At 66.7% G+C, this 25977-nt stretch carries 33 protein-coding genes; 13 read left to right on the top strand and 20 right to left on the bottom strand.

Annotated features, from left to right (window positions below):
- Positions 1-15: 15 nt before the first annotated feature.
- The 7 genes from B2363_RS04160 to B2363_RS04190 all read right to left on the bottom strand — a co-directional run bounded on the left by B2363_RS04160 (position 16) and on the right by B2363_RS04190 (position 4700).
- Positions 16-669, bottom strand: a complete 654-nt coding sequence (locus B2363_RS04160) for a CueP family metal-binding protein (protein WP_087625521.1) — start codon at positions 667-669, stop codon at positions 16-18.
- Positions 669-1283: a TlpA family protein disulfide reductase gene (locus tag B2363_RS04165; RefSeq protein ID WP_087625522.1), complete on the bottom strand. Its 615-nt coding sequence runs from the start codon at positions 1281-1283 to the stop codon at positions 669-671. The genes B2363_RS04160 and B2363_RS04165 overlap by 1 nt, the downstream gene beginning before the upstream one ends.
- 15 nt (positions 1284-1298) lie before the next feature.
- On the bottom strand, positions 1299-2078 hold the full coding sequence (locus B2363_RS04170) for a cytochrome c biogenesis CcdA family protein (protein WP_222593358.1): 780 nt from the start codon (positions 2076-2078) through the stop codon (positions 1299-1301).
- Between the two features lie 172 nt (positions 2079-2250).
- On the bottom strand, positions 2251-3228 hold the full coding sequence (locus B2363_RS04175) for a M56 family metallopeptidase (protein WP_087625523.1): 978 nt from the start codon (positions 3226-3228) through the stop codon (positions 2251-2253).
- Entirely contained in the window at positions 3225-3590 is a 366-nt protein-coding gene (locus B2363_RS04180) for a BlaI/MecI/CopY family transcriptional regulator (RefSeq protein ID WP_087625524.1), read from the bottom strand. The genes B2363_RS04175 and B2363_RS04180 overlap by 4 nt, the downstream gene beginning before the upstream one ends.
- 446 nt (positions 3591-4036) lie before the next feature.
- On the bottom strand, positions 4037-4222 hold the full coding sequence (locus tag B2363_RS04185; protein ID WP_181755837.1) for a hypothetical protein: 186 nt from the start codon (positions 4220-4222) through the stop codon (positions 4037-4039).
- An 88-nt stretch (positions 4223-4310) separates the two neighbouring features.
- A complete protein-coding gene (locus B2363_RS04190; RefSeq protein WP_087623269.1) occupies positions 4311-4700 on the bottom strand; it encodes a heavy metal-responsive transcriptional regulator in 390 nt (129 codons plus the stop codon).
- Positions 4701-4811: 111 nt separating this feature from the next.
- On the opposite strand from B2363_RS04190, the gene merA reads away from it, so the two are divergent.
- On the top strand, positions 4812-6236 hold the full coding sequence (merA, locus tag B2363_RS04195; RefSeq protein ID WP_146825575.1) for a mercury(II) reductase: 1425 nt from the start codon (positions 4812-4814) through the stop codon (positions 6234-6236).
- A 177-nt stretch (positions 6237-6413) separates the two neighbouring features.
- Positions 6414-6575 carry a hypothetical protein gene (locus tag B2363_RS04200; RefSeq protein WP_181755834.1) on the top strand — a complete coding sequence of 54 codons (162 nt, stop codon included), beginning with the start codon at positions 6414-6416 and terminating at the stop codon, positions 6573-6575.
- Positions 6576-6629: 54 nt separating this feature from the next.
- Here the strand turns inward: B2363_RS04200 and B2363_RS04205 are convergent, their stop codons facing one another.
- The 5 genes from B2363_RS04205 to B2363_RS04225 all read right to left on the bottom strand — a co-directional run bounded on the left by B2363_RS04205 (position 6630) and on the right by B2363_RS04225 (position 11220).
- Positions 6630-7154: a signal peptidase II gene (locus B2363_RS04205; protein ID WP_286928659.1), complete on the bottom strand. Its 525-nt coding sequence runs from the start codon at positions 7152-7154 to the stop codon at positions 6630-6632.
- 74 nt (positions 7155-7228) lie between these two features.
- Complete coding sequence (locus B2363_RS04210) at positions 7229-7834, bottom strand: cadmium resistance transporter (protein WP_146825579.1); 606 nt, start codon at positions 7832-7834, stop codon at positions 7229-7231.
- The gene (locus B2363_RS04215) at positions 7834-9750 is read right to left on the bottom strand and encodes a heavy metal translocating P-type ATPase (protein ID WP_286929021.1); all 1917 of its coding nucleotides are present in this window, start codon (positions 9748-9750) and stop codon (positions 7834-7836) included. The genes B2363_RS04210 and B2363_RS04215 overlap by 1 nt, the downstream gene beginning before the upstream one ends.
- Positions 9747-10106 (bottom strand): Cd(II)/Pb(II)-sensing metalloregulatory transcriptional regulator CmtR, encoded by a 360-nt coding sequence (gene cmtR / locus B2363_RS04220; RefSeq protein WP_286928660.1) that lies wholly within the window; start codon positions 10104-10106, stop codon positions 9747-9749. The genes B2363_RS04215 and cmtR overlap by 4 nt, the downstream gene beginning before the upstream one ends.
- Positions 10107-10155: 49 nt before the next feature.
- Entirely contained in the window at positions 10156-11220 is a 1065-nt protein-coding gene (locus B2363_RS04225) for an NAD(P)/FAD-dependent oxidoreductase (protein WP_313600929.1), read from the bottom strand.
- A gap of 124 nt (positions 11221-11344) precedes the next feature.
- Here B2363_RS04225 and B2363_RS04230 point away from each other — a divergent pair, with 124 nt between their 5' ends.
- From B2363_RS04230 to B2363_RS04240, 3 genes are read left to right on the top strand one after another with little or no spacing between them, the layout of a single operon-like run.
- On the top strand, positions 11345-11686 hold the full coding sequence (locus tag B2363_RS04230; protein WP_286928661.1) for an ArsR/SmtB family transcription factor: 342 nt from the start codon (positions 11345-11347) through the stop codon (positions 11684-11686).
- Positions 11686-12594 (top strand): cation diffusion facilitator family transporter, encoded by a 909-nt coding sequence (locus B2363_RS04235; RefSeq protein ID WP_087623239.1) that lies wholly within the window; start codon positions 11686-11688, stop codon positions 12592-12594. The genes B2363_RS04230 and B2363_RS04235 overlap by 1 nt, the downstream gene beginning before the upstream one ends.
- Positions 12591-12851, top strand: coding sequence for a hypothetical protein (locus tag B2363_RS04240; protein WP_286928664.1), 261 nt, complete (start codon positions 12591-12593; stop codon positions 12849-12851). Before B2363_RS04235 ends, B2363_RS04240 begins: the two co-directional genes overlap by 4 nt.
- A gap of 59 nt (positions 12852-12910) precedes the next feature.
- On the opposite strand, the gene B2363_RS04245 is transcribed toward B2363_RS04240, so the two are convergent.
- The 3 genes from B2363_RS04245 to B2363_RS04255 all read right to left on the bottom strand — a co-directional run bounded on the left by B2363_RS04245 (position 12911) and on the right by B2363_RS04255 (position 15151).
- Positions 12911-13495: a copper resistance CopC family protein gene (locus B2363_RS04245; protein WP_181755827.1), complete on the bottom strand. Its 585-nt coding sequence runs from the start codon at positions 13493-13495 to the stop codon at positions 12911-12913.
- A gap of 223 nt (positions 13496-13718) precedes the next feature.
- Positions 13719-14750, bottom strand: coding sequence for a M56 family metallopeptidase (locus B2363_RS04250; RefSeq protein WP_286928666.1), 1032 nt, complete (start codon positions 14748-14750; stop codon positions 13719-13721).
- Positions 14747-15151 (bottom strand): BlaI/MecI/CopY family transcriptional regulator, encoded by a 405-nt coding sequence (locus tag B2363_RS04255; protein ID WP_349680444.1) that lies wholly within the window; start codon positions 15149-15151, stop codon positions 14747-14749. Before B2363_RS04255 ends, B2363_RS04250 begins: the two co-directional genes overlap by 4 nt.
- A 243-nt stretch (positions 15152-15394) precedes the next feature.
- Here B2363_RS04255 and B2363_RS04260 point away from each other — a divergent pair, with 243 nt between their 5' ends.
- A complete protein-coding gene (locus tag B2363_RS04260; RefSeq protein WP_286928669.1) occupies positions 15395-16162 on the top strand; it encodes a cytochrome c biogenesis CcdA family protein in 768 nt (255 codons plus the stop codon).
- 61 nt (positions 16163-16223) lie between these two features.
- Here B2363_RS04260 and B2363_RS04265 read toward each other — a convergent pair whose 3' ends face one another.
- On the bottom strand, positions 16224-16835 hold the full coding sequence (locus B2363_RS04265; RefSeq protein WP_286928671.1) for a vitamin K epoxide reductase family protein: 612 nt from the start codon (positions 16833-16835) through the stop codon (positions 16224-16226).
- Positions 16832-17488, bottom strand: coding sequence for a DsbA family protein (locus B2363_RS04270; protein WP_286928673.1), 657 nt, complete (start codon positions 17486-17488; stop codon positions 16832-16834). The genes B2363_RS04265 and B2363_RS04270 overlap by 4 nt, the downstream gene beginning before the upstream one ends.
- On the opposite strand from B2363_RS04270, the gene B2363_RS16265 reads away from it, so the two are divergent.
- Positions 17457-18548: a DUF3152 domain-containing protein gene (locus tag B2363_RS16265; RefSeq protein WP_376785957.1), complete on the top strand. Its 1092-nt coding sequence runs from the start codon at positions 17457-17459 to the stop codon at positions 18546-18548. The two genes, B2363_RS04270 and B2363_RS16265, sit on opposite strands and share 32 nt — an antisense overlap.
- A 286-nt stretch (positions 18549-18834) precedes the next feature.
- Here B2363_RS16265 and B2363_RS04275 read toward each other — a convergent pair whose 3' ends face one another.
- Entirely contained in the window at positions 18835-19206 is a 372-nt protein-coding gene (locus B2363_RS04275; RefSeq protein WP_286928674.1) for an ArsR/SmtB family transcription factor, read from the bottom strand.
- Positions 19207-19385: 179 nt separating this feature from the next.
- Between B2363_RS04275 and arsB the strand changes: the two genes are divergently transcribed.
- The 3 genes from arsB to trxB are packed head-to-tail and all read left to right on the top strand — an operon-like array spanning position 19386 to position 21847.
- Entirely contained in the window at positions 19386-20492 is a 1107-nt protein-coding gene (arsB, locus tag B2363_RS04280; protein WP_286928676.1) for an ACR3 family arsenite efflux transporter, read from the top strand.
- Entirely contained in the window at positions 20485-20904 is a 420-nt protein-coding gene (locus tag B2363_RS04285; RefSeq protein WP_286928678.1) for an arsenate reductase ArsC, read from the top strand. Before arsB ends, B2363_RS04285 begins: the two co-directional genes overlap by 8 nt.
- Positions 20897-21847: a thioredoxin-disulfide reductase gene (gene trxB / locus B2363_RS04290; protein WP_286928680.1), complete on the top strand. Its 951-nt coding sequence runs from the start codon at positions 20897-20899 to the stop codon at positions 21845-21847. The genes B2363_RS04285 and trxB overlap by 8 nt, the downstream gene beginning before the upstream one ends.
- Positions 21848-21850: 3 nt before the next feature.
- Here trxB and B2363_RS04295 read toward each other — a convergent pair whose 3' ends face one another.
- Entirely contained in the window at positions 21851-22198 is a 348-nt protein-coding gene (locus tag B2363_RS04295) for an ArsR/SmtB family transcription factor (RefSeq protein WP_286928681.1), read from the bottom strand.
- A gap of 90 nt (positions 22199-22288) precedes the next feature.
- Here B2363_RS04295 and B2363_RS04300 point away from each other — a divergent pair, with 90 nt between their 5' ends.
- From B2363_RS04300 to B2363_RS04310, 3 genes are read left to right on the top strand one after another with little or no spacing between them, the layout of a single operon-like run.
- A complete protein-coding gene (locus B2363_RS04300) occupies positions 22289-23629 on the top strand; it encodes an FAD-dependent oxidoreductase (RefSeq protein WP_181755867.1) in 1341 nt (446 codons plus the stop codon).
- A 17-nt stretch (positions 23630-23646) separates the two neighbouring features.
- Positions 23647-24264: an arsenate reductase ArsC gene (locus B2363_RS04305; RefSeq protein WP_286928684.1), complete on the top strand. Its 618-nt coding sequence runs from the start codon at positions 23647-23649 to the stop codon at positions 24262-24264.
- Between the two features lie 55 nt (positions 24265-24319).
- The gene (locus B2363_RS04310; protein ID WP_286928686.1) at positions 24320-24841 is read left to right on the top strand and encodes a GNAT family N-acetyltransferase; all 522 of its coding nucleotides are present in this window, start codon (positions 24320-24322) and stop codon (positions 24839-24841) included.
- A gap of 7 nt (positions 24842-24848) precedes the next feature.
- Here B2363_RS04310 and B2363_RS04315 read toward each other — a convergent pair whose 3' ends face one another.
- Positions 24849-25931 (bottom strand): ArsO family NAD(P)H-dependent flavin-containing monooxygenase, encoded by a 1083-nt coding sequence (locus B2363_RS04315; protein WP_286928688.1) that lies wholly within the window; start codon positions 25929-25931, stop codon positions 24849-24851.
- Between the last annotated feature and the right edge of the window lie 46 nt (positions 25932-25977).

Genomic DNA, 25977 nt, shown 5'->3' on the forward strand with positions numbered 1-25977 from the left:
AGGCGGCACATCGAGTCAGACGAGTTTGAGCGTTGTCACGCACGTAGGTGCGTCCGGCTTCGTGGTGAAGTCAACGGTCCCTGTCTTGTCGCCCAGGCGAATCGACATGGTTCCCTCGATGTCGGCCGGCAGCCAGAATCCGACGAACCCGTTCGAGTACGTTTCGACGTCCTCGTCCACGATCACCGTGTCGTTGGTCTTGTCCACGATCTTCACGCGCACCTCGGTGTCAGCCAACTCGCCCTTGCACGTGGTCAGCGAGTGGAAGAAGCACTCGTGCGTTTGCGAAATGAAGGGTGCTGCGGACAGGTAGAAGCGGTCACGGTCCAACGGGACGCTGCCTTCACTGTCGCCCGCGCTGAGGATCAACTCGTCTGCTCTCACCGAGGCCATCAGGTCAGTTGGTCGTTGGTCCACCGGGAGGCGATCCAACGCGTTGATCACCTCGTCTGCAGATTTTCCGGCGAGCCCATACGGCTCCAGGATCTGTTGCGTGTCAGCGGAGTCGCCCTTCGCATCTTCGTTCCCGCCACGTTCTGGTGACGAGCTGCCGCAAGCGGACAAGACGAGGATCCCGAGAATCGCGATACAGAACAGTCTCTTCATCGGTGTGCGTTTCCTCTTCTTCATCTGGAACTGGTGGGTCGTGACCTGTCGGTTCTGCGCCATTACCGGACGTCGTCCGTCTCCTGAAGTACTGGTTCGAGCAGGCTACGCAGAGTCGCCGCGGTGGCCGGACCAATGACTCGGGCGGCAACTCTGCCCCGGCGATCCACCACGAGTGTCGTGGGGACCGCTGAAGTCGTCAGGGCTCCACCGAACGACAGTGTCGCGGTCGATGAGTCCTGAGCGATCACGCTGTCGTACGGGATCTCGTAATCGCGTTCGAAGGCACGTGCCGCCGCCTCGTTGTCCCGAACGTTGATGCCCATGAATGTCACCGCATCGCCGTACTGATGGGCGACCTCGACGAGGTCAGGTGCCTCGGTCGCGCAAGGGACGCACCATGAACCCCACACGTTGTAGACGGTCACCTCGCCGCGCAAGCTGTCCGTGTCGATGGTCTTCCCGCTGAGCAAGCGGGCTTTGAACGGCCGCGACTGGACGCGATCCGCCGATTCGTACTCCTCGATGATTGATCCTCCGTCGGCTCGGGCGGCCGATGTTGGTGTGGACGCGTTGCTGGACCACCACCACGCGAGAATGCCGAGCGTCGCCAGGACGGCAAGTGCTGCGAGAGTCCTCTTCCTGGTGCGGTGGGGGGTTCGAGATGGAGTAGTCACGGGTCAGGACCGCTTTCAGATCGGAGGATTCCACGTGTCGACAAGGCCTTGGGTGGCGGCCATCAGTTCGGACCACCATCCGGTCAGTTGCAGGACGCCCAGAGCAATGAGGAAACCGCCGCCGACTCGAGCCATGTTCGCGGAGTGCTTGCGAGCCCATGCGGTGCGTCGCATCCAGTTGGTCACGGAGAACGCGGCAATCAGGAAAGGGATCCCCAGGCCCAAGCTGTACGCGAAGGCGAGGCCAGCTCCTCGTCCCGCGGTGGCTGACGTTGTGGCCAGAGCGAGTACCGCCGCGAGCGCGGGTCCGATGCAGGGGGTCCACCCGACTCCGAAGACGATTCCGAGTAGAGGGGCACCGGCCAGGCCGACGCGCGGCCGGTACTTGAGTCGGACGGTTCTGTTCACGAACCGAAGGCCCGAGCCGGACAACGCGAAGCCCAGGCCCATCAGCACCGTGAGGACTCCGGACCAGCGGATGATCTGGTCCTGGTGCTCAACGAGTTGGGAACCGAGGATGCCGAAGAGCGCGCCGTAGCTGGTGAATACGGCAGCGAATCCCAGCACGAACAGTCCGGCGCCGACCAGTGTGCGCCCGCGGCCATGAGAAGCCTCGCCGCGTAGTTGGCGCGCCACGGTTGATTCCTGCCCCTCGACTCCCGCGACGTAAGAGAGGTATGCGGGCACGAGGGGGAGGGAGCACGGTGAGAAGAAGGAGACGACGCCAGCGATCACCGCTACGAGCATTGCGAGGATCAGCGATCCGGAGAGGATGGTTTCCTGCAGCTCGATCATGGGAGTCCGCCGAGCTCACCGGCACCTCGAGTGCATGGACCCATCGGCCCTTGTCGCACCACGGTCATACCCCTAATCGGTCGAGAACGAACGTTGATCCATCTACTAAGGAAGATAGTACATGGTGCTCGAGTGTCTCGGGGTGTCGCGTGCTGACGGCCCGCCGTTTGAGTCAGGAGAAGAGAGCGGGGCGACTGCAACAAGCGTGGGTGAAGCCGCTCTCCCCGCCCGAGTAGGCGGTCAGGAGCGCCGGCGCCGCACCTGTCCCCACGATTGCCGCCACGATCAGACCAGTGGTCATCCGGCGGAGCGGCGGCTGCGGCCGGACCAGTCGTCGTGCCCGAGCCAGCGTCGCGCCTCCTGTGGCGGCCAAGGCACCGGAGGGAACACGCGATGGGGTCATGACGGCGAGTTGAAGCAGTGCTGAGGCAAGTTCGGGGCCGTCCTCGGTCTCGATACCGTCGTCAGCATGCATCTCCGCGAGATCGGCGATCTCCTGGTGAGCGACGCCGAAGAAGGGCAGGAGCGGGAGTGCCTCCGCGAGAGCCAGCGACCGTTGGACCAGACGATCGTGACGTGCGGCGAGGTGAACTCGCTCATGTCGCAGGACCAACTCCAACTGCCTGGCGGTCAGGTGGTCGGCGGCCCCGCGGGTCACGACGATCTTCCCCCGGCGCGACCTGCGTCCATCGGGGATGCAGTAGACAGCCGCGGAACCGTGATCGAGCACGACCACGTCCTGACCGAGTGGGCTTTCGACGAGAGCAAGAGCCTGACGGTGCTGGCGGCGGGCGAGAGTCGCTTCGCGATGATGCCTCGTGAGTGCTCGGGCAACGCGCCACATCACCAGGAAGAACAGTCCGAATCCAACGGCGCTGACCGCCGCCCCCGCCGGGGTTGAGTACTGTCGCCGAAGCTCGACGAAGCAAGCGTGAAGGATCTCTCCTGCGGTGCCCACCGGCGAGAACCCGGGCAGTGCGAGGCAGATCGACCCGAGCAGCAGGGAAACTACGACCGCGCCCGCGAGGGCCTGCCAGAACGCAATGGCGAGCCGTGGGGAGCGATGAGTCCAACGAGCACGACCAAGCCCGAAGTGGCCGGCCAGCATGAATGCCCCTGCCAGGGCGAAGAACCCCGCCGCATGGCTCATGGGACGCCCTCGGGGTCATTCCCCGGCTCTTGGAGGAGTTGACGCAAAGACGCCAAGGCTTCCTCATCCAGGCGGTCGACGAAGTGCATCAGCACCCCGCGCCGGTCCCCGCCGTCGGCGAGTGCGTTGCCGAGCAATGAAGCGGTGTACTCCTCGCGAGTTTCGCGCGGGCTGTAGACGTAGGCGCGGCCCTGACGCTCACGGGTCACGAACCCCTTGCCATGGAGGTTGTCCAGCACAGTCATGACTGTCGTATAGGCAATGGTCCGGTCGGCCGCGATGAACTCCTGGACCTCGCGTACGGTCTGGGGCTGCTCGACAGCCCACAGGCGTTGCATCACGGATGTCTCCAGCGGGCCCATCGCTCACCAACTCTCGGTCTACTATGGGACATCGTATCCGGGGTCCGTGAATCTGGTTCGCCGTGGCCGCATCTACGCAGTGACAGATGGCGTGACCTAGGAACGCCGTCTACCGCTCGGTGCGCGTAGAGGGGGGCATCGGTTTGCTCGTACTCAGTTGGGACACGACTCGACTGGATCGAACGAAGCGCGTCCCATACTGGCCGCTTTGTGGCCTGATTGGCCCAGTTCTCGTTGCAGGTAGTCGGGTATCGTCGGAAGTGACCCGAAGGGATCATCCCTACCATTGGAGGGATTTCCGCGGTTCTCGGTACCCACCGTCTTGGCTCGTACGGAGCTCGGACTCGTCAGGGGTCGCAGGTTCAAATCCTGTCAGCCCGACCGTGTGTAATGTCTCAGGACATCGGAAACTCCCGGACCTGCATTTTGCAGGTTCGGGAGTTTTTTCATGTGGTTTTGTGTCGGGGTTGGTCGTCGCGGTCGGGGTTGATGATCAGGTCGCGGAGCAGTTCTCCGGTGGTGGCGTTGACGACTCTGACGTGGTGGTCGTCGATGAGCAGGGTGACGTGGGTTCGGGTGTGGGTTCGGCCGATGCCGATGTGGGGGAGTTTTCCGGCGATGCAGGTGTTCACGCGTGCATCGGGCGGGCAACGACGCTGGGCGTGCTGGGATCGCGACCGCGTGGCCGGCCGCGGTCTGTCTCCTTCTCGATGCGGAGAACTATAGGTAGCGGCAGACCTGCTCGGGACTGCACGTGTCGGGGTCCGGCTGCGCGGCGTCGTGCCTGAGTTCGGCAATAGTGTCATGCAGGGCGGTGAGCCGAGCGATCTGCTGCTCGATCTCGGCTAGGCGCTCGTCGAGCAGATCGCGCACGTGCTCACACGGCGCGGCGCCGTCATCGCGGATGTCGAGGATCTGGCGGATCTGAGCGAGGGTGAGTCCCGCCGCCTGGCCGCGGTGAACAAAGTCGATCCGGGCGACAGCGTCGGGCGCGTAGTCCCGATAACCCGACGGCGTCCGATCGGCTGGGGGCAGCAGTCCCGACTCCTCATAGAAGCGGAGAGTCTTCGGAGTGGTCCCAGCCGCAGCGGCCAGTTCCCCGATGCGCATCGCGGTCACCTCTCGTTCGGCAGGAGCACGCTTGACCTTCCCCTGCACTGGAACGTCAAGTATGGCTGAACAGATCAGAAGAAGACCGAAGGGTTGAAGGAGACAGCAGCGATGCCTACGAAGTACGACCTTGCCATCATCGGATCGGGCGGCGGGGCGTTCGCCGCGGCGATCCGCGCGACCGCGCTGGGAAAGTCGGTGGTGATGGTCGAGCGCGGCACGCTCGGCGGGACCTGCGTGAACACTGGGTGCGTGCCGTCGAAGGCGCTCATTGCCGCGGCTGGCGCGCGGTACTCCGCCGCCGACGCCCCGGACCGTTTCCCGGGGATCTCAACGACGGCGGGCCCAATCGACATGCCCGCGCTGGTCGCCGGAAAAGTGGCGCTGGTCGAGTCGCTGCGGGGCGAGAAATACGCCGACGTTGCTGAATCCTACGGCTGGCAAGTGCGTCAGGGAGTCGCCGCGTTCGCGGGCTCGCCTGATGCGCCGATGCTGAACATCACCGCCGCCGATGGGATGGCCGCGACCGTCGAGGCCGAGCACTACATGGTCGCAACCGGCGCTCGACCGTGGGTCCCGCCGATCGACGGCCTGGATAGCGCGGGGTACCTGACTTCGACCACGGCCATGGAGCTGCTCGAGGTCCCCAGGTCTCTCCTCGTCCTCGGCGGTGGCTACGTCGCCTTGGAGCAGGCCCAACTGTTCGCCCGACTCGGCTCCGAGGTCACGCTGCTGGCCCGCTCCCGACTCGCATCGAAGGAGGAGCCTGAAGTCTCCTGGGCGCTTGAGGACGTCTTCGCCGATGAGGGCATCCGCGTCGTCCGCCGCGCGGTGCCCACCCGGGTGACCCGGGCCGCAGGGACCGGGCTGGTCGTGGTGACCGCGGACGTATCCGGCGTCTCGCAGGACTTCCGCGCCGACCAAGTCCTGGTAGCCCTCGGACGCCGCCCCGTCACCGACGGACTCAATCTCGACTCTGTCGGAGTCAAGACAGGGGAGTCCGGCGAGGTGGTCGTCTCCGACAGGATGCAATCCTCGAATCGGCGGATCTGGGCCGCGGGCGACGTGACCGGGCACCCCGAGTTCGTCTACGTCGCCGCCCACCACGGCACCCTCGTGGCCGAGAACGCGTTCCTCCACGTCGACCGGACCGTCGACTACTCTCGTCTGCCGCGGGTGACGTTCACCGGCCCCGCGATCGGCGCGGTCGGGACGACCGAGAAGGAGGCGATAGGCGCGGGAATCCGCTGCGACTGCCGCGTCCTGCCGCTGCACCACGTGCCCCGAGCACTGGTCAACCGCGATACCCGTGGCTTCATCAAGATCGTCGTGAACGCCGACACAAGCGAGATTCTCGGCATCACTGCCGTCGCCAAGGACGCCGGCGAGCTCGCCGCCACCGGAGTCCACCTGCTCGGCAAGACCATCGCCGAAGTCGTCGACGCGTGGGCCCCCTATCTCACCATGACCGAAGGACTCCGGCTCGCCGCAAGAGCCTTCACCACCGACGTCTCACAGCTGTCGTGCTGCGCGTGAACGCGGTCGGCACTGGTACTCACAGGCGAGGGCGATGCCGCCGATGCGGACGGTTCTTGCGCTCGCGGAGCGGAAGGCCTGGCCGTACCCGCTGTCCCGGTCATCTCGGTGCCTCCGCCGAATTCGACTTGACCGAGCGTTCGATGGTACTCGACCCCGATACGCTCGGCATTCGCCTTGAGCCCGTTCGTCGCGTTCCAGCCGTTCTCGAGGGCAGCGCCGACGGCTCGCGTGCCGATGGCGTTGCCGAAGGTCCCGTCGCACGCTCGGCCGGCGGCGTGGTCGTTCGTCGCCGGCTCGCCCGGCCGCCAGCACGCCCACGACGAGCCCGGGAAGTGACTCTCGAGCTGAGCCGATCTCAACCAGAGACGAGGGTTTGCTCCGGTGAATCTCTTAGCGCGTGTCGTCCTCGGGTGGAAGGTTCTCGGCAATTCGCCGGCGGAGGATCGTCGTAGTCGAAGCCTGCTCGCGGGCACGCTCCTCCCGCCACATCAGGAGGGCTCCGGCCACCGCCCCCGTGACGATCACGATGTCGGCGAAGTTCCCGATGAACAGATTGCCGTAGGCAAGGAAGTCCACGACGTGTCCACGGCCGAATCCTGGTTCGCGGAACAGCCGGTCGCTGGCGTGAGAGGCTGCAGCTCCGCCCAGCGCACCGACCACGAGCGTCCACCCGAGCTGCCGAACGCGAAACGCGAAAACCGTCGCGACGACCACAGCGGCGACAGAGACCAAGGCGAACACCCACGTGAACCCTTCGCCAAAGGAGAACGCCGCGCCCGGGTTGTACGCCAGTTGAAGGCCGAACAGGCTTCCAACCAACGGCGTCCGCTCACCCTCGATGAGGGTGCTCTCGGCCCAGCTCTTGGTCCACTGATCGACAAGAACGACGAGCCCGCCAAGCAGGAGGGCTGTCACCGCGAACCGCCAGCGACCCCCACGGCGCACCCCTTCGGCCGAATCCTGATTCGCCCTCGCCCTCGGTCGACGAGTCATCCGATGACCTCGAAGAACCGGGTGATGACCTCGGACTCGATCAGGATGAACAGGCCCAAACCAATGAAGACCGTGGGCACGAGCCAGTGCTCGATGCGCTCCAGCGCCTCAGTGACGACCTCGCGGGTTCCGATCAGTCGTCCAGCGGCGCACCAAACGGCGACGAGGACGAGGAAGACCGCAATCATGACCGCGACGTCGGCCGGGGCGCTGGTGCGAAAAATCGGCGTGTAGAGCGAGATGTTGTCAGCCCCATTGGCGATTGTTATCCCGGCGACACTCCAGAGCCCGGCTGCGAGGGTCAAATCGCTGTCCTCGCCGTTGCGCTTGCGAAGCAAACCGCGGATGAGCGTCCAGATGCCGATGCTGAGAGGGATCAGTCCGAGCAGTCCGACCCATTGATCCGGCACGATCGTCAAGCCGAGCGCGGCGACCACACTGATCGCGACAAGCGTGATGAATCCGACGTATTGCCCCCCGACGATCTGCCACGGGCGCGGACTCCCATTGCGGGAGGCGAGGAACAGCACGGTGAGCACCACGATGTCATCGATGTTGGTAGCCGCGAACAGGCCAATGGCCGAACCGACAGTCGTCAGCATCAGCCCTCCAATCGCGGCGCGGGAGTGCGGGCGGCGCGCAGCCCGTTGAGAATCACGATGACCTCCGCGATCTCGTGGACCAGCACAACGGCGGCCAGCCCCAAGACACCGAACAGTGCGAGTGGAAGCAGCGCGGCGATGATCAGCAGCGACAGGATGATGTTCTGGTTGATGATGCGCCGTCCACGCCGCGCGTGTTCGAATGCCCGCGGGATGAGGCGCAGATCATGGCCCGTGAAGGCAACGTCGGCGGACTCGATCGCCGCGTCGGAGCCTGTCGCTCCCATGGCGATGCCGATGTCCGCGGCGGCGAGAGCCGGGGCGTCGTTGATGCCGTCGCCGATCATGGCGACCGATCCCGCTTCGGACAGCTCGGTGATCGCAGCGGCCTTGTCCTCGGGTCGGAGCTCGGCGCGGACATCGTCGATCCCGGCCTGCGCGGCGAGAGCTCGAGCGGTTCGAGCGTTGTCGCCGGTGAGCATGGTCACGCCCACTCGGTGATCGGTGAGGGTGCGCACGACGTCAGGGACTTCGGGGCGCAGCTCGTCGCGGACGCCGATCGCCGCGACCGGGACGCCGTCGCGGTGCACGATCACGACCGTCATGCCCTGCATTTCCAGATCCTCGACACGCGCGCCGAGCTCTCCGGCGTCGAGCCAGCGCGGGCTGCCGACAGTGATCTTCATCCCGTCGACGGTGCCATCGATGCCGTGTCCCGCCTGCTCGGTCACCTCCGCGGCCAGGGGAACGTCCTGGGCGGCCGCGGTGATCGCCGCAGCGAGCGGGTGTGTGCTGTGCTGCTCCAACGCGGCAGCCCACGCCAGTCCCTGAGCCTCGGTGATGCCTTCGACCACCAGGACCGCGGTGACGGCAGGCTCATTGCGGGTGAGAGTGCCGGTCTTGTCGACGGCGACGTGGCGGACGGTGCCGAAACGTTCGAAGGCCGCACCGGATTTGACGATCACGCCGAACTTGCTGGCCGCACCGATGGCGGCGACGACGGTCAGAGGGACGGAGATCGCCAGCGCACAGGGCGACGCCGCCACCAGCACGACGAGGGCGCGAGTGATCCACACGTCTGGGTCGCCCAGGATCGATCCGAGGAGCGCGACGAGCACAGCAAGGATCAGGACCCCCGGGACGAGGGGCCGCGCGATCCGGTCGGCGAGCCGGGCGCGATCGCCCTTTTCTGCCTGAGCCTGCTCGACCAGCTCCACGATCGTGGTGAGCGAGTTGTCAGTACCGGCCGCAGTGGTCTCGATCTCCAGCGCGCCAGCACTGTTGATCGCCCCGGCTGACACCGGGTCACCCGGCTCGACCTCGACCGGGATCGACTCACCGGTGATGGCCGAGGTGTCCAGGCTCGACCGTCCTGAGCGGACGAGTCCGTCCGTCGCGATCCGCTCGCCAGGTCGGACCATCATCACGTCGCCGACGACCAGATCCTTGGCTTGGACCTGCTCCGCGACACCGTCACGGAGCACCGTCGCCGTCTCGGGCACGAGCTTGAGCAACGCCCGCAACCCTCCGCGCGCCCGGTCCATCGCCTTGTCCTCCAAGGCCTCCGCGATCGAGTACAAGAACGCCAGCGCCGCGGCCTCCTCGACGTAGCCGAGAATGACAGCGCCGATCGCGCTGATCGTCATCAACAGGCCGATCCCGAGCTTGCCCTTGAACAGCTTTCGGATCGCGCCAGGGGTGAAGGTCGAGGCGCCCAAGAGGAGACCGACCCAGAAGAGCGCCAGGGCGGGAGTCTCGGCCCCGGACCATTCGGCGACCAGGCCGGCGAGGAATGCCAGACCCGAGAAGACCGGCACCATGACCCCTCTGTCCTTCCACCACGGCCGCTCCGAGTCCTCGAACTCCTCGCCCGTCGTGGGGACAGAATCGTGGTCGCATCCACACGCCGCGCTCATGCGCCCGCCCCCGTCTCGCAGCAGCCCGCCACGGTGCACGTCGAGTCCACGCACGGCGCGTGAACGTCCACGGCCAAGGTCACGTCCACCAGGGCGACGAGGGCGGCGGCGAGATGGGGATCGGCAATCTCATAGCGCGTCTGACGACCCTCGGCCTCCGCCACCACGATGCCGCAGTCGCGCAGACACGTCAGATGGTTCGAGACGTTCGAGCGAGTCAGCTCCAACTCGCGCGACAGCACGGCGGGATAGCTCGGTCCCTCGAGCAGGGTCATCAGGATGCGGGAGCGCGTGGGGTCGGCCATGGCACGGCCGAGCCGGTTCATGACGTCGAGACGCGAAGCAATGGTCAGCATGCGCTGAACTATACACTGAGCGCTGACCATTGGCGAAGGCCCCCGCGAGTCACGGGACGATGTGCCGGGCGATCAGTCGAGCGTCCGTGCCCACGCCTCCGAGGAGCGCTGAGCCCCTGTTGCGAAGCCACGAGTCTCCGAGGACGTACAAGCCCGCGATCGGAGTTCGTCCGTCCTGCTGATCCAGATTGCCGTCCGCGCCGACGACCGCTTCGGGCAACCACCCGAACCCGTTGCGATAGCCAGTAGCCCAAATCACCGATTCGAATCTGCGCTCGACGCCGTCGGCGAACGAGATCCTGTCGCGGTTCCCATCCACCGCACGAGGCAGAAGGTGGACGCCTTTCGAGGCCAGGTCGACCAAGCCTGGGCCCACCACCAACTCGCGCCGTGAGATGCGGCGTCCAATGCGACCGTCGGACGGCGCCGAGAGCACCCCCGTCAGTTGCAGCCACCTGAAGAGGTCGACTCCGAGCAGCCGGTGCGGAAGGCGCGGTTGCGGAGAGCCTTGGGCGATCGACACACAACGATGAGCCGAGAGCTCCCTGGCGATCTGGATCCCGGTATTTCCGGAGCCGACGACGAGGACCGGACCGTCGGAGAGTTGGTCGGGGTTCCGATAGGTGTCGCTGTGGAGGTTGGCTCCGTCTACGGCTGTGTTGTTAGCGAAGCCGGGGTACTGGGGGATCGCGAAGGGGCCGGTCGCCGCCACGACCGCGCGAGCGCGTAACGATCCCTTCGACGTTTGAAGGACCAAGGAGTCGTCCCGCTGTCGGTGGACGGAAACGGCGCGCGTATCCCACTTTGGCTCCACGCCCAGGCTCGCGCGGTAGAGGTCGAGGTAGTCGGCGACATCTTTCGATGACGGGTAGCGCCGCTGACCCCCTGGCATCCGAATCCCAGGTAGGTGAGAGTGCCAAGCCGGCGTGAACAGGGTGAGTGAATCCCAGCGGCGACGCCAGGAAAGCGTCTGGGCGGATCCTGCGTCCAGGACGACGAAGTCCTCGGCTGGCCGGAGACCCCGCTCGAGCAAAGCATGTGACATCGCGAGTCCCGCCTGCCCTGCCCCCACGATGGCGACGGGAAGCGACTCCGGCGGGGACGTTGGTGACACTGCGACTCCTTCTGGGCTGGCGATACGGGGACGCCGCTACTATTCAAGATAGTAGGCGTCATGTCGCGCGCCCATCAAAGATTACACGCTTGAGTGAATTCAGGACTCGATGTACTATCAGCTCATGAACGTTGCAGCCTCTACCGCTCTGGATGCGCTCGCCCGATTCGGTCACGCCCTGTCCGATCCGACGCGCGCCAAGATCCTCATGTCCCTGCGTGACTCACCAGCGTTCCCAGCTGACCTGGCCGACGCGTTGGACGTGAGTCGACAGTCGATCTCGAACCACTTGGCGTGCTTGCGGGGTTGTGGGCTGGTGGTCGCGGTACCGCAGGGGCGCCGCACCCGGTACGAATTGGCCGATCAGCGGCTGGGTCACGCGTTGGGCGACTTGCACGAGCTCGTCCTGGCAGTCGATCCCGGCCACGGTGTCAGCGGCGATGCCGGCGTGGAGAGTGATCGGTGATGGGCGCGGGTCACGGCCACGGTGCTGCAGGTCACGCCGGCGGTCGCCACCGGTGGCGCTTGGCGGTCACCTTCGTGCTGGTGTTCGCGTTCTTCCTCGTCGAGTTGGTCTTCGGTCTCATGTCGAACTCGTTGGCCCTGATCTCCGATGCCGGGCACATGTCCGCCGACGTGGTGGCCTTGGGGGCCGCGCTCGTAGCGACGCGGATCGCGACGCGGCTGGACACCACGGGCCGCAAGACCTACGGCTCCTACCGGGCCGAGGTCTTCGCCTCAGGCTTCACCGTGCTGATCATGCTCGGCGTGGCGGCGTATGTCGTCATCGAGGCCATCAGTCGAATCGGCGACGCTCCTGAGGTTGCCACCGGGACGATGCTCGTGGTGGGAGCACTCGGATTGGTCGTCAACATCGTCTCGATGCTGCTTCTGCGCGAGGGATCGCGCGAGTCCCTGAACGTCAAGGGTGCGTACTACGAGGTGGTTGCCGACGCTGCGGGAAGCGTCGGTGTGATCGCCGCGGGCATCCTGGTCGCCGTCAGTGGACAGCCCATCTGGGACACGCTCGTCGCCGTCGCGATCGGCATCTTCGTCGCCGTACGAGCGGTGGTGCTCGGCCGACAGGTGCTGGCCGTCCTCGGCCAGCATGTCCCCGAAGGCATCGTCGTGGACGAGGTGGTCGAGACGCTCGAAGCACTACCAGGCGTTGCGGGGGTGCATGACCTTCACCTCTGGACCCTCACTTCCGGCATGAACGTCGCGACCGCGCATCTCGTGGTGGAGAAGGGCTCTGACGGGCAGCTGGTCCTGACCAAGGCCCAGGGAGTCCTGGCCACCACCTATGGGATCGAGCACGCCACGCTGCAGACGGAGCTGGCCCCCACTCAGCAGTGCGAGGAAGTGAGCTGGTGAGGATCCCACTCGAGATCATGATGGAGCAGGGGATCAATGCGGACGGGAGCGAACCCATCGGCTGGCTGGCCGGTATCTACACCTTGGGGCTGTTCATGCTGGTGGGTTTGCTCCTCTGGTCGTTCGTGAGGACGATGCGGCGAGCCCAGCAGCCGTGGCTCGGCGAAAGCGCAACCGTCCCTGGGCAGACCGTCGATCAAGACCGATGCCACGGCTCACGCCGTCGTGCTGCGGAGCCACACGCCGCGATCGGGTGATCAGGTCACCGCACATCAACGTCACTCAGTGCGGGGGCTGATGGGGGAGGCGAGGGGGTTCATTCGCTGGTCGCCCGCTGGCGACGCCGGTCGCGCCCGATCGCCCAGAGCAAGACCGACAGCGGGAGAAGGAAGAACAGGCTGACACCCACGCCGATCAGAATCGCCGTGGTTCGGAAGTCGTCCCCGTCCTCGTCCACGGTCGAGGAGGATTCGCCCTTCGGAGTCTCACTCGCAGGGGAGCTCGCATCACGTGAGCTCGGGGTCGGGGGAAGCGGCGCCCTGAAACGGACGTTGCCGTCCACGGGGTGCCCGTCGGCCGAGATCACTCGGTACGCCACATCCCACGCCACATCGCCCGAGCCCGGGGGAGCGGTCGGCAATCTTGCGTCCGAAAGGTCAACCGAGACCGTCGGCCCGCTCGTCGACGGATCCAACACCAGGACTTGCTGCGGTGACGTGCCGATCGTGAGGCTCACCTTGGAGAACTCCTTGGACATCGGGTCGGTGAACTGCAACTGAATGCGGTCGGGAGTCGTCTGCACGGTGGAGTCGTCCGCCGGATCGGACGAGGTGAGGCCCGTGTGCGCCTGCGCTGACGGGGCAGGAGCGAGCACGAGGAGCGTAACGAAGGCTGCGGTCACTGTACGGACCAGCCACGTACCCCGCCGAGTGCCGGGGAGAGCCTTGCGAGATCGGGCGGAGAGCGGGGCCCTGTGTTGGGTGGTCACGGTTCTTCCTTGAGTCCAGGCGCGCCACGCAGCCATCGGGGCCAGGTGGGCATCGATGTCGCGGGCTTGCAGATGATCTACTAAGAACCATAGTTCATCGGTAAGGGCGTGACCCCACCCGGGGAGGAGCCGTTCCTCAGCGGCCGGAGGGCGAGGGACTGATCGTCGCCCCGGAATCAGACGCCTCCGGCGCAGCAACGACGCCTGTGCTGGAACAGCAGTCGTGCGATTCGCTGAGGCCTCCAGGAATGAGCGACAGGACGACCGGCGTCGTGCCGAGAAGCAGAATGGATGTGGCAAGAATCGTCTGAGCGGTCCGTCCGAGCGGCTCATGGGGGCGCATCAGCCGTCGGGCTCGCAGGATGACATCGGAGCCGGTCGCTGAGAGTCCGTTCGCCGTGGGCACTCGTTGGTTCGTGATGGCCAGCTGATAGAGGGCATCGGCCAACGATCTACGCTCGTCGGCCCTGACAGCATCGTCGGCCTGTAGTTCGGCGAGTAGCGCGAGCTGTTCGTGTGCCACCCGGAAGAAGCCGACGCGCGGAAACGCCCGGTTCAGTGCCCGAGCACGTGCCACGAGTCGAGCATGCCGCGAGTTCAGGTGGGCGTGCTCGTGCCGAAGCACGAGGTCCAGCTGGGCAACGGTGAGCGCTGCGCGTGCACCTGTGGTCACCACGACGGTGTCGTGCGTTCCGGCGCGGCGATTGCCCGGGAGGCAGTAGACGGCGGCGGCCTCGTGGTCGACGCTGAGGACTCCTTGGTGTCCGGGCTCTGCCACCAACGCAAGGTCTGCCAGGTGATCGCGGTGGGCGCGCAGGTCGGCCCGCCGCTGAGACCAGAGCGTCGACGTCATGCGCCAGGCGAGGAGGCCCAAGATCACCAGGCTCACGGTGGTGAGAGTCGCCCGCCCCGGGTGCGCGGACTGGCGTTGCAGTTCGATCACGCATGCCCTCGCGAACTCGGCGAGAGCGGCGGCAGCTGAGAGGCCCGGCATGGTGAGGGCCATCATGCCCAGCACGAACGACCCGGTCACGGCGGCGATGGCGACCTGCCACACGGCGATGCCCAGGCGGGGTGCGCGATGCAACCATGTCGCGGAGGGCAGCGCATACTGGCACGCCATCAGCATCGTGGCGAAGAAAGTCAGCAACAGGGCCGCGCCGATCACTTTGTGCCGTCCGGCCTGGTTCGTTCGGGGTTGGAGACGGCATCCCGCAGGGCGTCGAGTTCGGAATCGTCGAGCTGTTCGATGAATCGCATCAGGACGCCCGTTCGGTCGCCCCCGTCGGCAAGGACGTTGCCCAGAAGGGCGGCCGTATGGTCCTCGCGGCTGGCGGAGGCCGTGTACAGATACGCCCGGCCCTGGCGCTCTCGTCGAAGTAACCCCTTGGTGAAGAGGTTGTCCATGACCGTCATCACCGTGGTGTAGGCGATCTTTCTGTCGGCGGCCAAGGAACTGTGAATCGAACGAACCGATCGCGGTTCATCGCTCGACCACATCACCTGCATGATCGTCCCCTCGAGTGGACCCAGTCCGTGCATCCGATCTCCTCCAGTACGAACTCCCATCGTAGTGGCGGCCAGCGCAGTGTGAAGCGGCCAGTTCCCGTGCCGCGTCACGTGAGACACGCGGCTGGGCGGCAGCGCAGCCTCTTCGGCGCCGCGTTCTCGCCCCTGGTCCGGGCCGTGCGAGTACGCAGATACCGGCCAACTAAGATGCCTAGTAGATAGGCGCCAGTCTGCCGACGCCGGACCTCAGGGTCGGAGCGAGAGGTCCGCGGCGCCGCAGCCCTAGTCGCAAAGGAACTTGCCATGGTGGCGCACTCGGTCGGTGAGACCGTTGCATTCGGTCCTCTTCTGATCGCGATTCCCATCGCCCTGTTGGCGGGGTTGGTCTCGTTCCTCAGTCCGTGCAGCCTGCCTCTCGTGCCGGGCTACCTCGCCTACGTCAGCGGCGCCGCTGGGGCCGAAGTGGTGGGTCCAGACGCGCGCCGCCGATCAGTCGTCGTGATGGGGACGACTCTTTTCGTACTTGGGTTCGCCGCAGTCTTCACCTCCTACGGGGCCCTCGTCGGGGCGCTCGGAAGCAGCCTGCTGGACTACCAGGATGCGCTGGTTCGCGTGCTCGGGATCTTCACACTCATCCTGGGCCTGCTGTTCGTCGGCGCGCTTGACTCGGTCCCGTCTCTCTCCAGGACCTTTCGTCCGAAGTTCCAGCCTCGGATCGGACTCGCTGGTGCGCCTCTCCTCGGCGTCATGTTCGGGATCGGATGGACGCCCTGCATCGGACCGACGCTCGCCGCGGTGCTGACGATGGCGACGACGTCGGGGACGGCCGGCCGGGGAGCACTCCTGTCATTTGCCTACAGCGTCGGCCTTGGTTTGCCATTCGTCCTTGCAGCCGTGGGTGTGAGCCGGGCGATGCGGGTGTTCCAATTCGCCCGGAAGCACACCGTGGCGATCACCCGCTTCGGGGGCGTGATGCTGATCGGTCTGGGCCTCTTGCAGGTCACCGGCCTGTGGGGAGATTTCTTGGTGCAGATGCGTGGCTGGATCGGGACGTGGCAGACGCCCCTGTGATCGTGCGGCCGAGAGGCAGGCCTGCGCGTTCCGGCGAAGGCGAACGGGAAATCGGGTCAACTCATACGAGCGTCGACCAGTAAGTCCAGAATCGGACGCCGATCAGGCCCAACACGAACAGGAACGTGACCAACAGGATGGGCGCGTGCCACACCTCGGCCCAGCGTGTGACTCGAGCCGTAGCGACTCGTTCCCCGAAGATTCGTGCTCGGGCATTTCGAAGCGCGAGGTACCAGAACGTAGGGATGACGACGGCCCACACTGCCATGCAGTACGGGCAGAGCGCGCCGATCCGGTAGAGGCTCTGGAACACCAGCCACAAGACGAAACCCATTCCCGCCGTGACGCCGACCTGTAGTCCCAACCAGAACCAGCGCCGGAACTCAGCGCCCGCGAGCATCACCGCGCCGGTGGTCATCAGAACGGGAAATGCCGCCACACCCAGGATCGGATTGGGGAAGCCGAATACCGCGGCCTGATCCGACTTCATGATCGAGCCGCAGCTCAACACCGGATTCAAGCTGCATGACGGGGTGTAGGCGGGATTCTCGGCGAGCTCGAACCGTTCGACGAGAAGGACCGCTGAGGCAAGCAGGCCGATGGACCCGCCGACCAACAACAACCATGCCATCGCCGTCTCGCGCGTTGACGACCCCTGCGCGGCGCCGTTCACCTCGCCAGTGCCTCGTCGATCACCTGGGTGAAGTCCTCGACGCGTTGCGGCTCAAAGAGCTCTCCGTCGACGTAGAACGTCGGAGTGCCTCGAACGCCGAGCTCGATACCGTCATCGATGTCGCGCTGCACTCGAGCCTTGACCACGTCAGATCCGTAGTCCGTATCGAACTGGCTCATGTCCAGACCGATGTCTTCAGCAAAGCCGCGGAAGAGCTTGTCGTGCGGTTCCTGGGCCTCGCCCCAGGTTGACTGCGTCTCGTACATCTTTCGGTACATCTGCTCGAACTTGCCTTGACGGGCCGCCGACTCGACGGCCCATGCGGCGCGCTCCGCATTGAAGTGACCCGGCAACGGGAAGTACCGAGCAACGAAGGTCACCTCGCCCGCGTACTTCTCTCGGAGGTCCTCCACGATCGGGTACGCGGCACCACACGCCTCGCATTCGAAGTCGAGAAACTCGACGAACGTCACATCGCTGGAGCCCTTCTTCCCGAGCACGTGGGCGTCGGTCCGGCTCAGCGCCTCTTCCACCTGTGCGTCATCCGCGGTCGGATCGCTGGAATCATCGCCCGCCGACGTCATGAACACGCCAGCCAGTGCGGCGATGACGACGCCGGCGATGACTGCGGCGATCTTGGTCTGTCTGGTCAACTGTTCGCTCCTTGGACTGGGCGCATTACTATCGCCAATAGTAAGTCGTCCCACACGGCAACTTGGGCGGGGATCGCGTGAGTGTGCCGTCAGCTCGATTGCAGGTGCCAGGAACGTGTTGTCCGAGATCGTCGGTCTTCTCCTGCTTGCTGGGGCCGCGGTGTCGGCGTGGCGGGCCACGCATCCGACGCAAGCGTCTCTCGCCATTCCCGCCCGGCGGGACGCAGCACGTCGGCGGCGACCACGCCCCGGCGCCCGGCGAAAGGTGAGAAGGCGCAGCAGGCGGTGGCTTTCTCTGTCGGCCATCCTGTTCCTGGCGGGTGGGATCGTCCTCGGTGACGCGGTCGATGAGCTGGGCGCGAAGGATGCGACACGTGCTCAGGGATCGGCCAGAGCGGATCAACCACGCCCGGCAGCCACAACCCCGACGCCGGGCCGTGGTTCAGCAGCTGAGACCGACGCGCCGGCGAGCCGCACCTCCCGCACCGACGACAGGACGCCAGGCGCGGCCCCGGCGCTTCCCGAGTCTGGAAGCGGGAGGTTCTCCGTCGCGGGCGTTGGTCCCGCTGCGCCAGATGGGTCCGGTCGGGAGCTCACCTACTCGGTCGAGGTCGAAGAAGGTCTTCCGTACTCGGCGAACGATGTGGCCGGGTTCGTCGATGACGTGCTGTCCGACGGTCGCGGATGGACGTCGGTGACCACCGAGACGTTCCGGAGAGTCTCGACGGGCTCGAAGTTCCGGATTCGACTCGCCACCCCCGGAACGACCGATCAACTGTGCAGGCCCCTGGCTACGGGCGGACGGTTGTCATGTCGCAACGGCGAGATGATTGTCCTGAATTCGTGGCGATGGGCCCATGGCGCAAATGCCTACGGATCCGACCTCGCTCGCTACCGCACCTACCTGGTCAATCACGAATTCGGTCACGCCCTCGGAAACGGCCATGAGGCCTGCCCTGGCGTCGGTGAGACCTCGCCCGTCATGTCCCAGCAGACGAAGGGACTCGGTGGATGTCGCGCGAACCCGTGGCCCACCGCGACGGAGGGCAACAAGGCGTGACGCGGTGAGGGTGCGCATGAGGTACTACGTTTCATAGTAGGTTCGTTTCCAGGAGTGGGCGTTCGACTTCCCCCCGTCGTGGACGCCCACTCCGCTCCTGACAAGGAGTGCGATCTGCTCAGGCTCTTACACGGATACGCTCACTCCACCGAGCCTCTCGCGCTCCTACGGAGTGAATGCTCACCCCGCTCCCTGTTCGGTCGGTGGACTTCCTCAGGCGCAAACGGGACGGCGCCCGCGTTCGGTGGAAGCACTGTGACTTCAGAGGAGCACTTCGTGGAAGTCCTCAGCTAATGGCGAGGCTCTGCGTCTCTCGCGCGGTGGGGTCCCGCAGCACGTCGGACAGATGGCCAAGCGCTCCGGGGACGACGGAGTAGAACGCCCACGTGCCTCGCTGTTCGCGCGCGAGCAGTCCTGCCTCGACGAGGATCTTCAGGTGGTGGGACACCGTCGGCTGGCTCAGCCCCACGGGCTCGGTGATGTCGCAGACGCACGCCTCGCCGCCCTCGTGCGCCGCCACGAGTGAGAGTAGTCGTACGCGGGTGGGGTCGGCGAGAGCCTTGAACTTGCGTGACAGCTCGGTCGCGTCGTCCGGAGTGATCGGGGCGGCGGTCAGCGGGATGCAGCAGCTGGCGTCCTGTCCGTTGGGGTTGGCCATGGGCCCAGTATGTCCCCATTCTGCAAGGGGAAACGGCAAAGGTCGCGGGGGTGTCGAGCTGGCCGGAACAGTTCACCGGGCGTTCATCCGGCGTGGCGCGGTCGACCGGAAAGGCGGGGTACGCTCCTTCGTAGATAGACAACCGTCGATGGAGGACTGAGGTCCTCGAGGAGCCGCAAGTGACGTCCGCACCCGCCGCAGACAGTAGATCCGAAACCGAAGTCGTCGCCCACCTGTCGAGGCTGGACCGCTTCCTGCCGGTGTGGATCATCCTGGCGATGGCGCTGGGTCTGATTCTCGGTCGCACGGTCGACGGGCTGGACGAGGCGCTGGACTCGGTGAAGATCGGCTCGGTGTCGTTGCCGATCGCGATCGGCCTGCTCGTGATGATGTACCCGGTGCTGGCGAAGGTCCGCTACGACGAGACCCAGCGCGTCACGGGCGACCACAAGCTGCTCGGTGCTTCGTTGTTCATGAACTGGATCCTGGGGCCGGCGTTGATGTTCGCGCTCGCCTGGTTGATGCTGCCGGACCTGCCGGAGTTCCGCACCGGCCTGATCGTCGTCGGTCTCGCGCGCTGCATCGCGATGGTGCTGATCTGGAACGACCTGGCGTGCGGAGATCGCGAGGCCGCGGCGGTGCTCGTCGCCGTCAACTCCGTCTTCCAAATGTTCGCCTTCGGAGCCCTCGGCTGGTTCTACCTGCAGACGCTGCCGGGGTGGCTCGGGCTGGAGACGACGTCGGCCGAGTTCTCGTTCTGGTCCATCACCGGGAGCGTGCTGGTCTTCCTCGGCATCCCGCTGGTCACCGGATTCCTGACCCGCACGATCGGGGAGACGGCCAAGGGTCGCGAGTGGTACGAGGACACGTTCCTGCCTCGGCTCGGCCCCTGGGCGCTTTACGGCCTGCTGTTCACGATCGTGGTCCTCTTCGCCCTGCAGGGCGACGCGATCACGAGCCAGCCGTTCGACGTCGTGCGCATCTCGCTTCCGCTGCTGGCCTACTTCACGATCACGTTCGGTCTGGGGATGGTGCTCGGCAAGGTGCTCGACCTCGGCTACGCCAAGACGGCCACCTTGGCGTTCACCGCCTCCGGGAACAACTTCGAGCTCGCCATCGCGGTCGCGATCGGCACGTTCGGCGTCACCTCCGGCCAGGCCCTGGCAGGTGTGGTGGGGCCGCTGATCGAGGTCCCCGTTCTCGTCGGGCTCGTCTATGTCGCCCTGTGGGCCCGCAAGTTCTTCACTCCCTCCACCACCTCCGACCAAGGAGCACCGCATGTCTGATCGTCCCTCCGTCCTGTTCGTCTGCGTCCACAACGCCGGCCGCTCGCAGATGGCCGCCGGCTTCCTGACCGCGCTGGCCGGCGATCGCATCGACGTCCGCTCCGCGGGCTCCATGCCCGGAGACCAGATCAACCCGGTCGCCGTCGAGGCGATGCGCGAGGTCGGCATCGACATCGCCGGCGAGCAGCCCAAGAAGCTCACCGAGGACGCCGTGAAGGCCTCCGACGTCGTCATCACGATGGGCTGCGGGGACGAGTGCCCGTACTTCCCGGGCAAGCGCTACGAGGACTGGGTCCTGGAGGATCCGGCCGGTCAGGGAATCGACGCGGTGCGCCCGATCCGTGACGAGATCCGCGGCCGCATCGAGGAGCTCATCGCCTCCCTGACGCCCGAGGAGTCGAACCGTGTCTGACGTCCGCAGCGTCATCATCATCGGCTCCGGCCCCTCCGGGTACACCGCTGCCATCTACGCCGCACGTGCCAACCTCGAGCCGTTGGTGTTCGAGGGCTCCGTCACCGCCGGTGGCGCCCTGATGAACACCACCGACGTGGAGAACTTCCCCGGCTTCCCCGACGGCATCATGGGCCCGGCCCTGATGGACAACCTGCGCGCCCAGGCCGACCGCTTCGGCGCCGAGCTGGTGTCCGACGACGTCACCTCGGTCGACCTCACCGGCGACATCAAGACCGTGGCGCTGGCCAACGGCAGCACCTACCGCGCGCACGCGGTGATCCTCGCGATGGGCTCGGGCTACCGCAAGCTCGGCATCGAGGGTGAGGACGCGCTCTCGGGCCACGGCGTCAGCTGGTGCGCCACGTGCGACGGTTTCTTCTTCCGCGGCAAGGACATCGCCGTCGTCGGCGGCGGCGACTCCGCCGTCGAGGAGGCGCTGTTCCTCACGCGCTTTGCCGACAAGGTCACGCTGATCCACCGTCGCGACGAGCTGCGCGCCAGCAAGATCATGGCCGACCGCGCCTACGCCAACGACAAGCTCGAGTTCGCGTGGAACAGCGCCGTCGACCAGATCCACGGCGACGGCATCCTCGAGGGCGTCACGCTGCGCGACACCGTCACCGGTGAGACCCGCCGGCTCGACGTCAGCGGCCTGTTCATCGCGATCGGCCACGACCCGCGCTCCGAGCTGCTGACCGGGCAGGTCGACCTCGACGACGAGGGCTACGTCCTCGTCCAGCCCGGCTCCACCGCCACGAACCTCCGCGGCGTGTTCGCCGCGGGCGACCTCGTGGACCACACGTACCGCCAGGCCATCACGGCCGCGGGCACCGGCTGCCAGGCCGCCCTGGACGCCGAGCGCTTCCTCGCCGACATCGAGGCGGGATTGGTCAACGCCTAGGCGTCAGGCGTCCAGTGCGCGGGCGAGAGTCCCCATCGCGCCGGGGACGAGGGCGTAGAAGGACCACTGGCCGCGCTTGGTCCGGGTCAGCAGTCCGGCCTTGACGAGGATTCCCAGGTGGTGGCTGACCGTTCCTTGGCTCAGGTCGAGCGACTCGTTCAGGTCGCAGACACACGCTTCACCCGTCTCGGTGGCGGCGATGAGGGACAACAGTCGCAGGCGGCTCGGGTCGCCCATCGCCTTGAACCGCGCGGCGAGGCTCGTGGCCTCGGCATCGCTCAGGACGCCGCCGGTGACGGGGGAGCAGCAGCTCGTCGAGACCGGTTCGAGCACGGTGAGTTCGGTGGCCATGCCACCACCCTAGATCGTTCATTGACATTCTTCAATGAGGCGCTACAGTCGAGGCATCGACAATCGTCAATGTACGCGAGGAGCTTCCTGATGTCTGAGCTTTCCGACCTACCCGTCGTCGTGATCGGTGCAGGCCCCGCCGGCCTTGCGGCCGCCGCCCACCTGCGTGGCCGTGGAGTGGACTTCATCGTCCTGGAAGCGGGCGACGCCGCAGGTGCGGCCGTCCGGGAGTGGGGCCACGTGCGGCTCTTCTCCGCGTGGTCCGAGCTGATCGACCCCGCGGCCGAGAAGGTCCTGGCCGACGCCGGCTGGACCCCGCCTGACCCGAAGCGCTACCCCACGGGCGCCGACTGGGTGGCCGGCTACCTCCAGCCTCTGGCCGATGCGCTCGGTGGCTCGGTCCGCTTCAACACGACGGTGACGGCCGTGGCCAAGCAGTCGCGCGACCGCTTGGTGAGCTCGGGTCGCGACGAGGCCCCGTTCACCGTCCACGTCACCACGCCCCTCGGGGCCGAGCACCTCACCGCCCGTGCGGTGATCGACGCCTCCGGCACCTGGAGCGGTCCCAACCCGCTCGGCGGGGACGGCGTCCCGGCCATCGGTGAGCACGAGACAGCGGACCGCATCTCCTACCGGATCCCGAACCTCGGCAACGCTGGAGAGCTCGACCGCTACGCCGGAAAGCATGTCGTCGTCGCCGGGACGGGCGCTTCGGCGAAGGGTGCGCTGATCGGGCTCACCGCCCTGGCTAGGACGGCGCCCGAGACACGCATCACCTGGCTCGTCCGGCGCGCGAGCGTGGGGGAGGCGTTCGCCGGCAGCGGCCAGGACGAGCTGCCGGCGCGGGGTGAGCTCGGTCAGCAGGCCCAGGCGGCAGTCGAATCCGGACCCGTGACGACGATGAACGGCTTCCGGACATCGCGCGTCTCTCGGCAGGACGACGACAGGCTCACCATCGAGTCCTTCGACGGACAGATCGTCACCGACGTGGACGAAGTGGTCGTCCTGACCGGGTTCCGCCCCGACCTGCAGATGCTGTCGGAGATGCGACTGGACCTCGATCCGGTGCTGCAGGCACCTCGCGAGCTGGCGCCGCTGATCGACCCGAACGAGCACTCCTGCGGCACCGTCTACCCTCACGGCGCCAAGGAGCTCGCCCAGCCCGAGAGCGGGTTCTACCTGGTCGGCATGAAGTCCTATGGTCGTGCGACGTCCTTCCTCGCGCTGACGGGCTTCGAGCAGACGCGTTCGGTCGTCGCGGCCATCGCCGGCGACCACGAAGCCGCGGAGCGGGTGGAGCTGACCCTTCCCGACACCGGCGTCTGCGGTGGTGCCGGACTGTTCGACGAGGAGAGCGCCGAGGGCGGGAGCTGCTGCGCCGCCCCGGCTGCGCCTGAGCTCATCCAGCTCGGCAGCGCGACCACCTCATGAGCCAAGGAGACAGGACAGTGGACCCGTCGCACGAGTTGAACCGAGAGGCGATTGCGGCGGAGATCGCCTACGAGCACCAGGGCACGTTCTCACTCGACGAAGTCAGGGAATTCGTCGACCGCGCAGCCGAGTCGCTGTTGACCGACGCGAAGATCGCACGGCACGTCCCGCTGCTCGTCAGCCGCTACGCGCGCGAGCTCTTGGCGGCCTCGGCCCAGACGAAGGGACTGATTGCGAAGAAGGTTCCCGAGCTCCTGTTCGTCTGCGTGCAGAACGCTGGACGCTCACAGATCGCCGCCGCCATCGCCGCGCACCTGGCGCCGGGCAAGGTGCACGTGCGTTCGGCCGGGTCCCGGCCTACGGGCGAGGTCAACCCTCTCGCGGTCCAGGTGCTCGCCGAGCGCGGCATCGAGCTGGCCGAGGCGTACCCGAAGCCCCTCTCCGACGACGTGCTGCACGCTGCGGACGTCATCGTCACCATGGGCTGCGGCGACGAGTGCCCCTACTTCCCCGGCAAGCGGTACGAGGACTGGGGCGTCTCGGACCCCGAGGGCGCCACGCTCGAAGAGGCACGAGACATCCGGGACGACATCCAGCGTCGCGTCACGGATCTGCTCCGTGACCTCGCCGTCTGAGAGCCGAGGGGAGCCTGTCAGCGGCCGGTCTCGGGCCGCGGGTCACCATGGGGGAGTGAGAGACGACATCGCGATCCTCGGGATGACTCCCGAGGACTGGCCACAGGTGGAGGCCATCTACGCAGCCGGCATCGACGCCGGACACGCGACCTTCGAGTCAGTGGTCCCGATCTGGGAGTCGTTCGACTCCTCGCGGCTTCCCGACCACCGTCTCGTGGCGGTGCACGCCTCCGGGGCGGTGGCCGGATGGGCTGCCTGCTCGCCGGTGTCCAGCCGACCCGTGTACGCGGGTGTGGTTGAGCACTCGATCTACGTCGCGCCGCAAGCGCACGGCGGCGGGATCGGCGGTCTGCTCCTCGAAGCGCTCATCGAGTCCACGGAGGACGCCGGCATCTGGACCATCCAGTCGAGCATCTTCCCCGAGAACACGGCGAGCCTTCGCCTCCACGAACGCCACGGCTTCCGGACCATCGGCACCCGGACCCGCGTCGCGAAGGCCGTCGTCGGTCCCGCCGCAGGCAGGTGGCGGGACACCGTCCTGGTCGAGCGCCGGAGTCAGGTCGCGGGCATCGACTGAGCAACGGTCACGCCCGCCGCCCGCGTGTCCCGGTGATGGCGGCCGCTGTCGACCGAGCCGTGGGGCCGACGCCGGCCAAGGTTGCCGAGGCCGGTCCGGTCCAGTCTCCGTACCCCACCAGGAACAGCCGCGGCTCGCCGATCGCCTGCGTCCCGGAGGCGCCTCCGACAGCGATGCGTCCACTCTCGAGGCGCAGGCCCAACGGACGTAGGTGACGAAGCTCCGGTCGAAATCCGGTGCACCAGATGACCGCGTCACACGGTTGCTCCGTGCCATCGGCCCACGCGACGCCGTCAGTGCTGAGCCGGTCGAACATCGGTACCGCCTCGAGCACGCCACGATCCCTGGCGTCCTTCACGCTGGCCACCATGACGATGTCCCCGAGCCCGGCCACCCCGCTGTGCTCTCGCCCCTCCGCGAGCGCCTTGACGCGGGCGCTGGCCGTCTCGAAAAGCACCCTTCCATCCACGTCGTCAGCCAGGAACCTGGGCGGACGGCTGGTCACCCACGTCGTGGCAGCCACCGTGGATACCTCCGCGAGGATCTGGGCCGCGGAGTTGCCGCCGCCCACCACCACGACGTGCTGCCCGGCGTACTCGTCAGGCCTGCGATAGTCGGCGGCGTGCAGCTGCCGGCCGGCGAACGCCGCAGCGCCCGGGTAGACCGGCCAGAACGGTCGCTCCCAGGTGCCGGTGGCCGAGACCACGGATCGAGCAGCCACCGCGAGGTCACCGGCGACGACCCCGAGCGACCCGTGGGGGTCATCATCAAGGCGCGTCACGGACTCCACACGGCACGGGCGCAACACCGACAGCTCGTAGCGCTCCTCGTACCGGGTCAGGTAGTCCACCACGTGGTCCCGCGGCGGAAAGCCACGGGTCGCGTCATCCCAAGCCGGCATCATCCATCCCGGGAGCGAGGAGAAGCCCGACGGCGAGAACAACCGGAGCCCGTCCCACGTCCGGGGCCATGCTCCACCGGGCCGATCGGCAGCGTCGAGGATGACGAAGTCACGCCCCGGGACCATGCCCGCACGCCGCAGGTAGAACCCCGTCGCGAGCCCGGCCTGACCGCCACCGATCACGACCACCTCGACCTCTCGCGCCTTTGCACCAGCGGTCTCAGAGGGGGAGTCG

Source organism: Aeromicrobium sp. UBA7512 (assembly GCF_002476985.1).
Classification (GTDB): Bacteria; Actinomycetota; Actinomycetes; order Propionibacteriales; family Nocardioidaceae; genus Aeromicrobium; species Aeromicrobium phoceense.

Coding starts and splice junctions, on each gene's coding strand:
- B2363_RS04160 (WP_087625521.1), bottom strand. CDS start 669: ATGGCGCAGAACCGACAGGTCACGACCCACCAGTTCCAGATGAAGAAG.
- B2363_RS04170 (WP_222593358.1), bottom strand. CDS start 2,078: ATGATCGAGCTGCAGGAAACCATCCTCTCCGGATCGCTGATCCTCGCA.
- B2363_RS04175 (WP_087625523.1), bottom strand. CDS start 3,228: ATGAGCCATGCGGCGGGGTTCTTCGCCCTGGCAGGGGCATTCATGCTG.
- B2363_RS04180 (WP_087625524.1), bottom strand. CDS start 3,590: ATGGGCCCGCTGGAGACATCCGTGATGCAACGCCTGTGGGCTGTCGAG.
- B2363_RS04190 (WP_087623269.1), bottom strand. CDS start 4,700: ATGCGCATCGGGGAACTGGCCGCTGCGGCTGGGACCACTCCGAAGACT.
- merA (WP_146825575.1), top strand. CDS start 4,812: ATGCCTACGAAGTACGACCTTGCCATCATCGGATCGGGCGGCGGGGCG.
- B2363_RS04210 (WP_146825579.1), bottom strand. CDS start 7,834: ATGCTGACGACTGTCGGTTCGGCCATTGGCCTGTTCGCGGCTACCAAC.
- B2363_RS04215 (WP_286929021.1), bottom strand. CDS start 9,750: ATGAGCGCGGCGTGTGGATGCGACCACGATTCTGTCCCCACGACGGGC.
- cmtR (WP_286928660.1), bottom strand. CDS start 10,106: ATGCTGACCATTGCTTCGCGTCTCGACGTCATGAACCGGCTCGGCCGT.
- B2363_RS04230 (WP_286928661.1), top strand. CDS start 11,345: ATGAACGTTGCAGCCTCTACCGCTCTGGATGCGCTCGCCCGATTCGGT.
- B2363_RS04235 (WP_087623239.1), top strand. CDS start 11,686: ATGGGCGCGGGTCACGGCCACGGTGCTGCAGGTCACGCCGGCGGTCGC.
- B2363_RS04255 (WP_349680444.1), bottom strand. CDS start 15,151: ATGGGAGTTCGTACTGGAGGAGATCGGATGCACGGACTGGGTCCACTC.
- B2363_RS04260 (WP_286928669.1), top strand. CDS start 15,395: ATGGTGGCGCACTCGGTCGGTGAGACCGTTGCATTCGGTCCTCTTCTG.
- B2363_RS16265 (WP_376785957.1), top strand. CDS start 17,457: ATGACTGCGGCGATCTTGGTCTGTCTGGTCAACTGTTCGCTCCTTGGA.
- B2363_RS04275 (WP_286928674.1), bottom strand. CDS start 19,206: ATGGCCAACCCCAACGGACAGGACGCCAGCTGCTGCATCCCGCTGACC.
- B2363_RS04285 (WP_286928678.1), top strand. CDS start 20,485: ATGTCTGATCGTCCCTCCGTCCTGTTCGTCTGCGTCCACAACGCCGGC.
- B2363_RS04295 (WP_286928681.1), bottom strand. CDS start 22,198: ATGGCCACCGAACTCACCGTGCTCGAACCGGTCTCGACGAGCTGCTGC.
- B2363_RS04300 (WP_181755867.1), top strand. CDS start 22,289: ATGTCTGAGCTTTCCGACCTACCCGTCGTCGTGATCGGTGCAGGCCCC.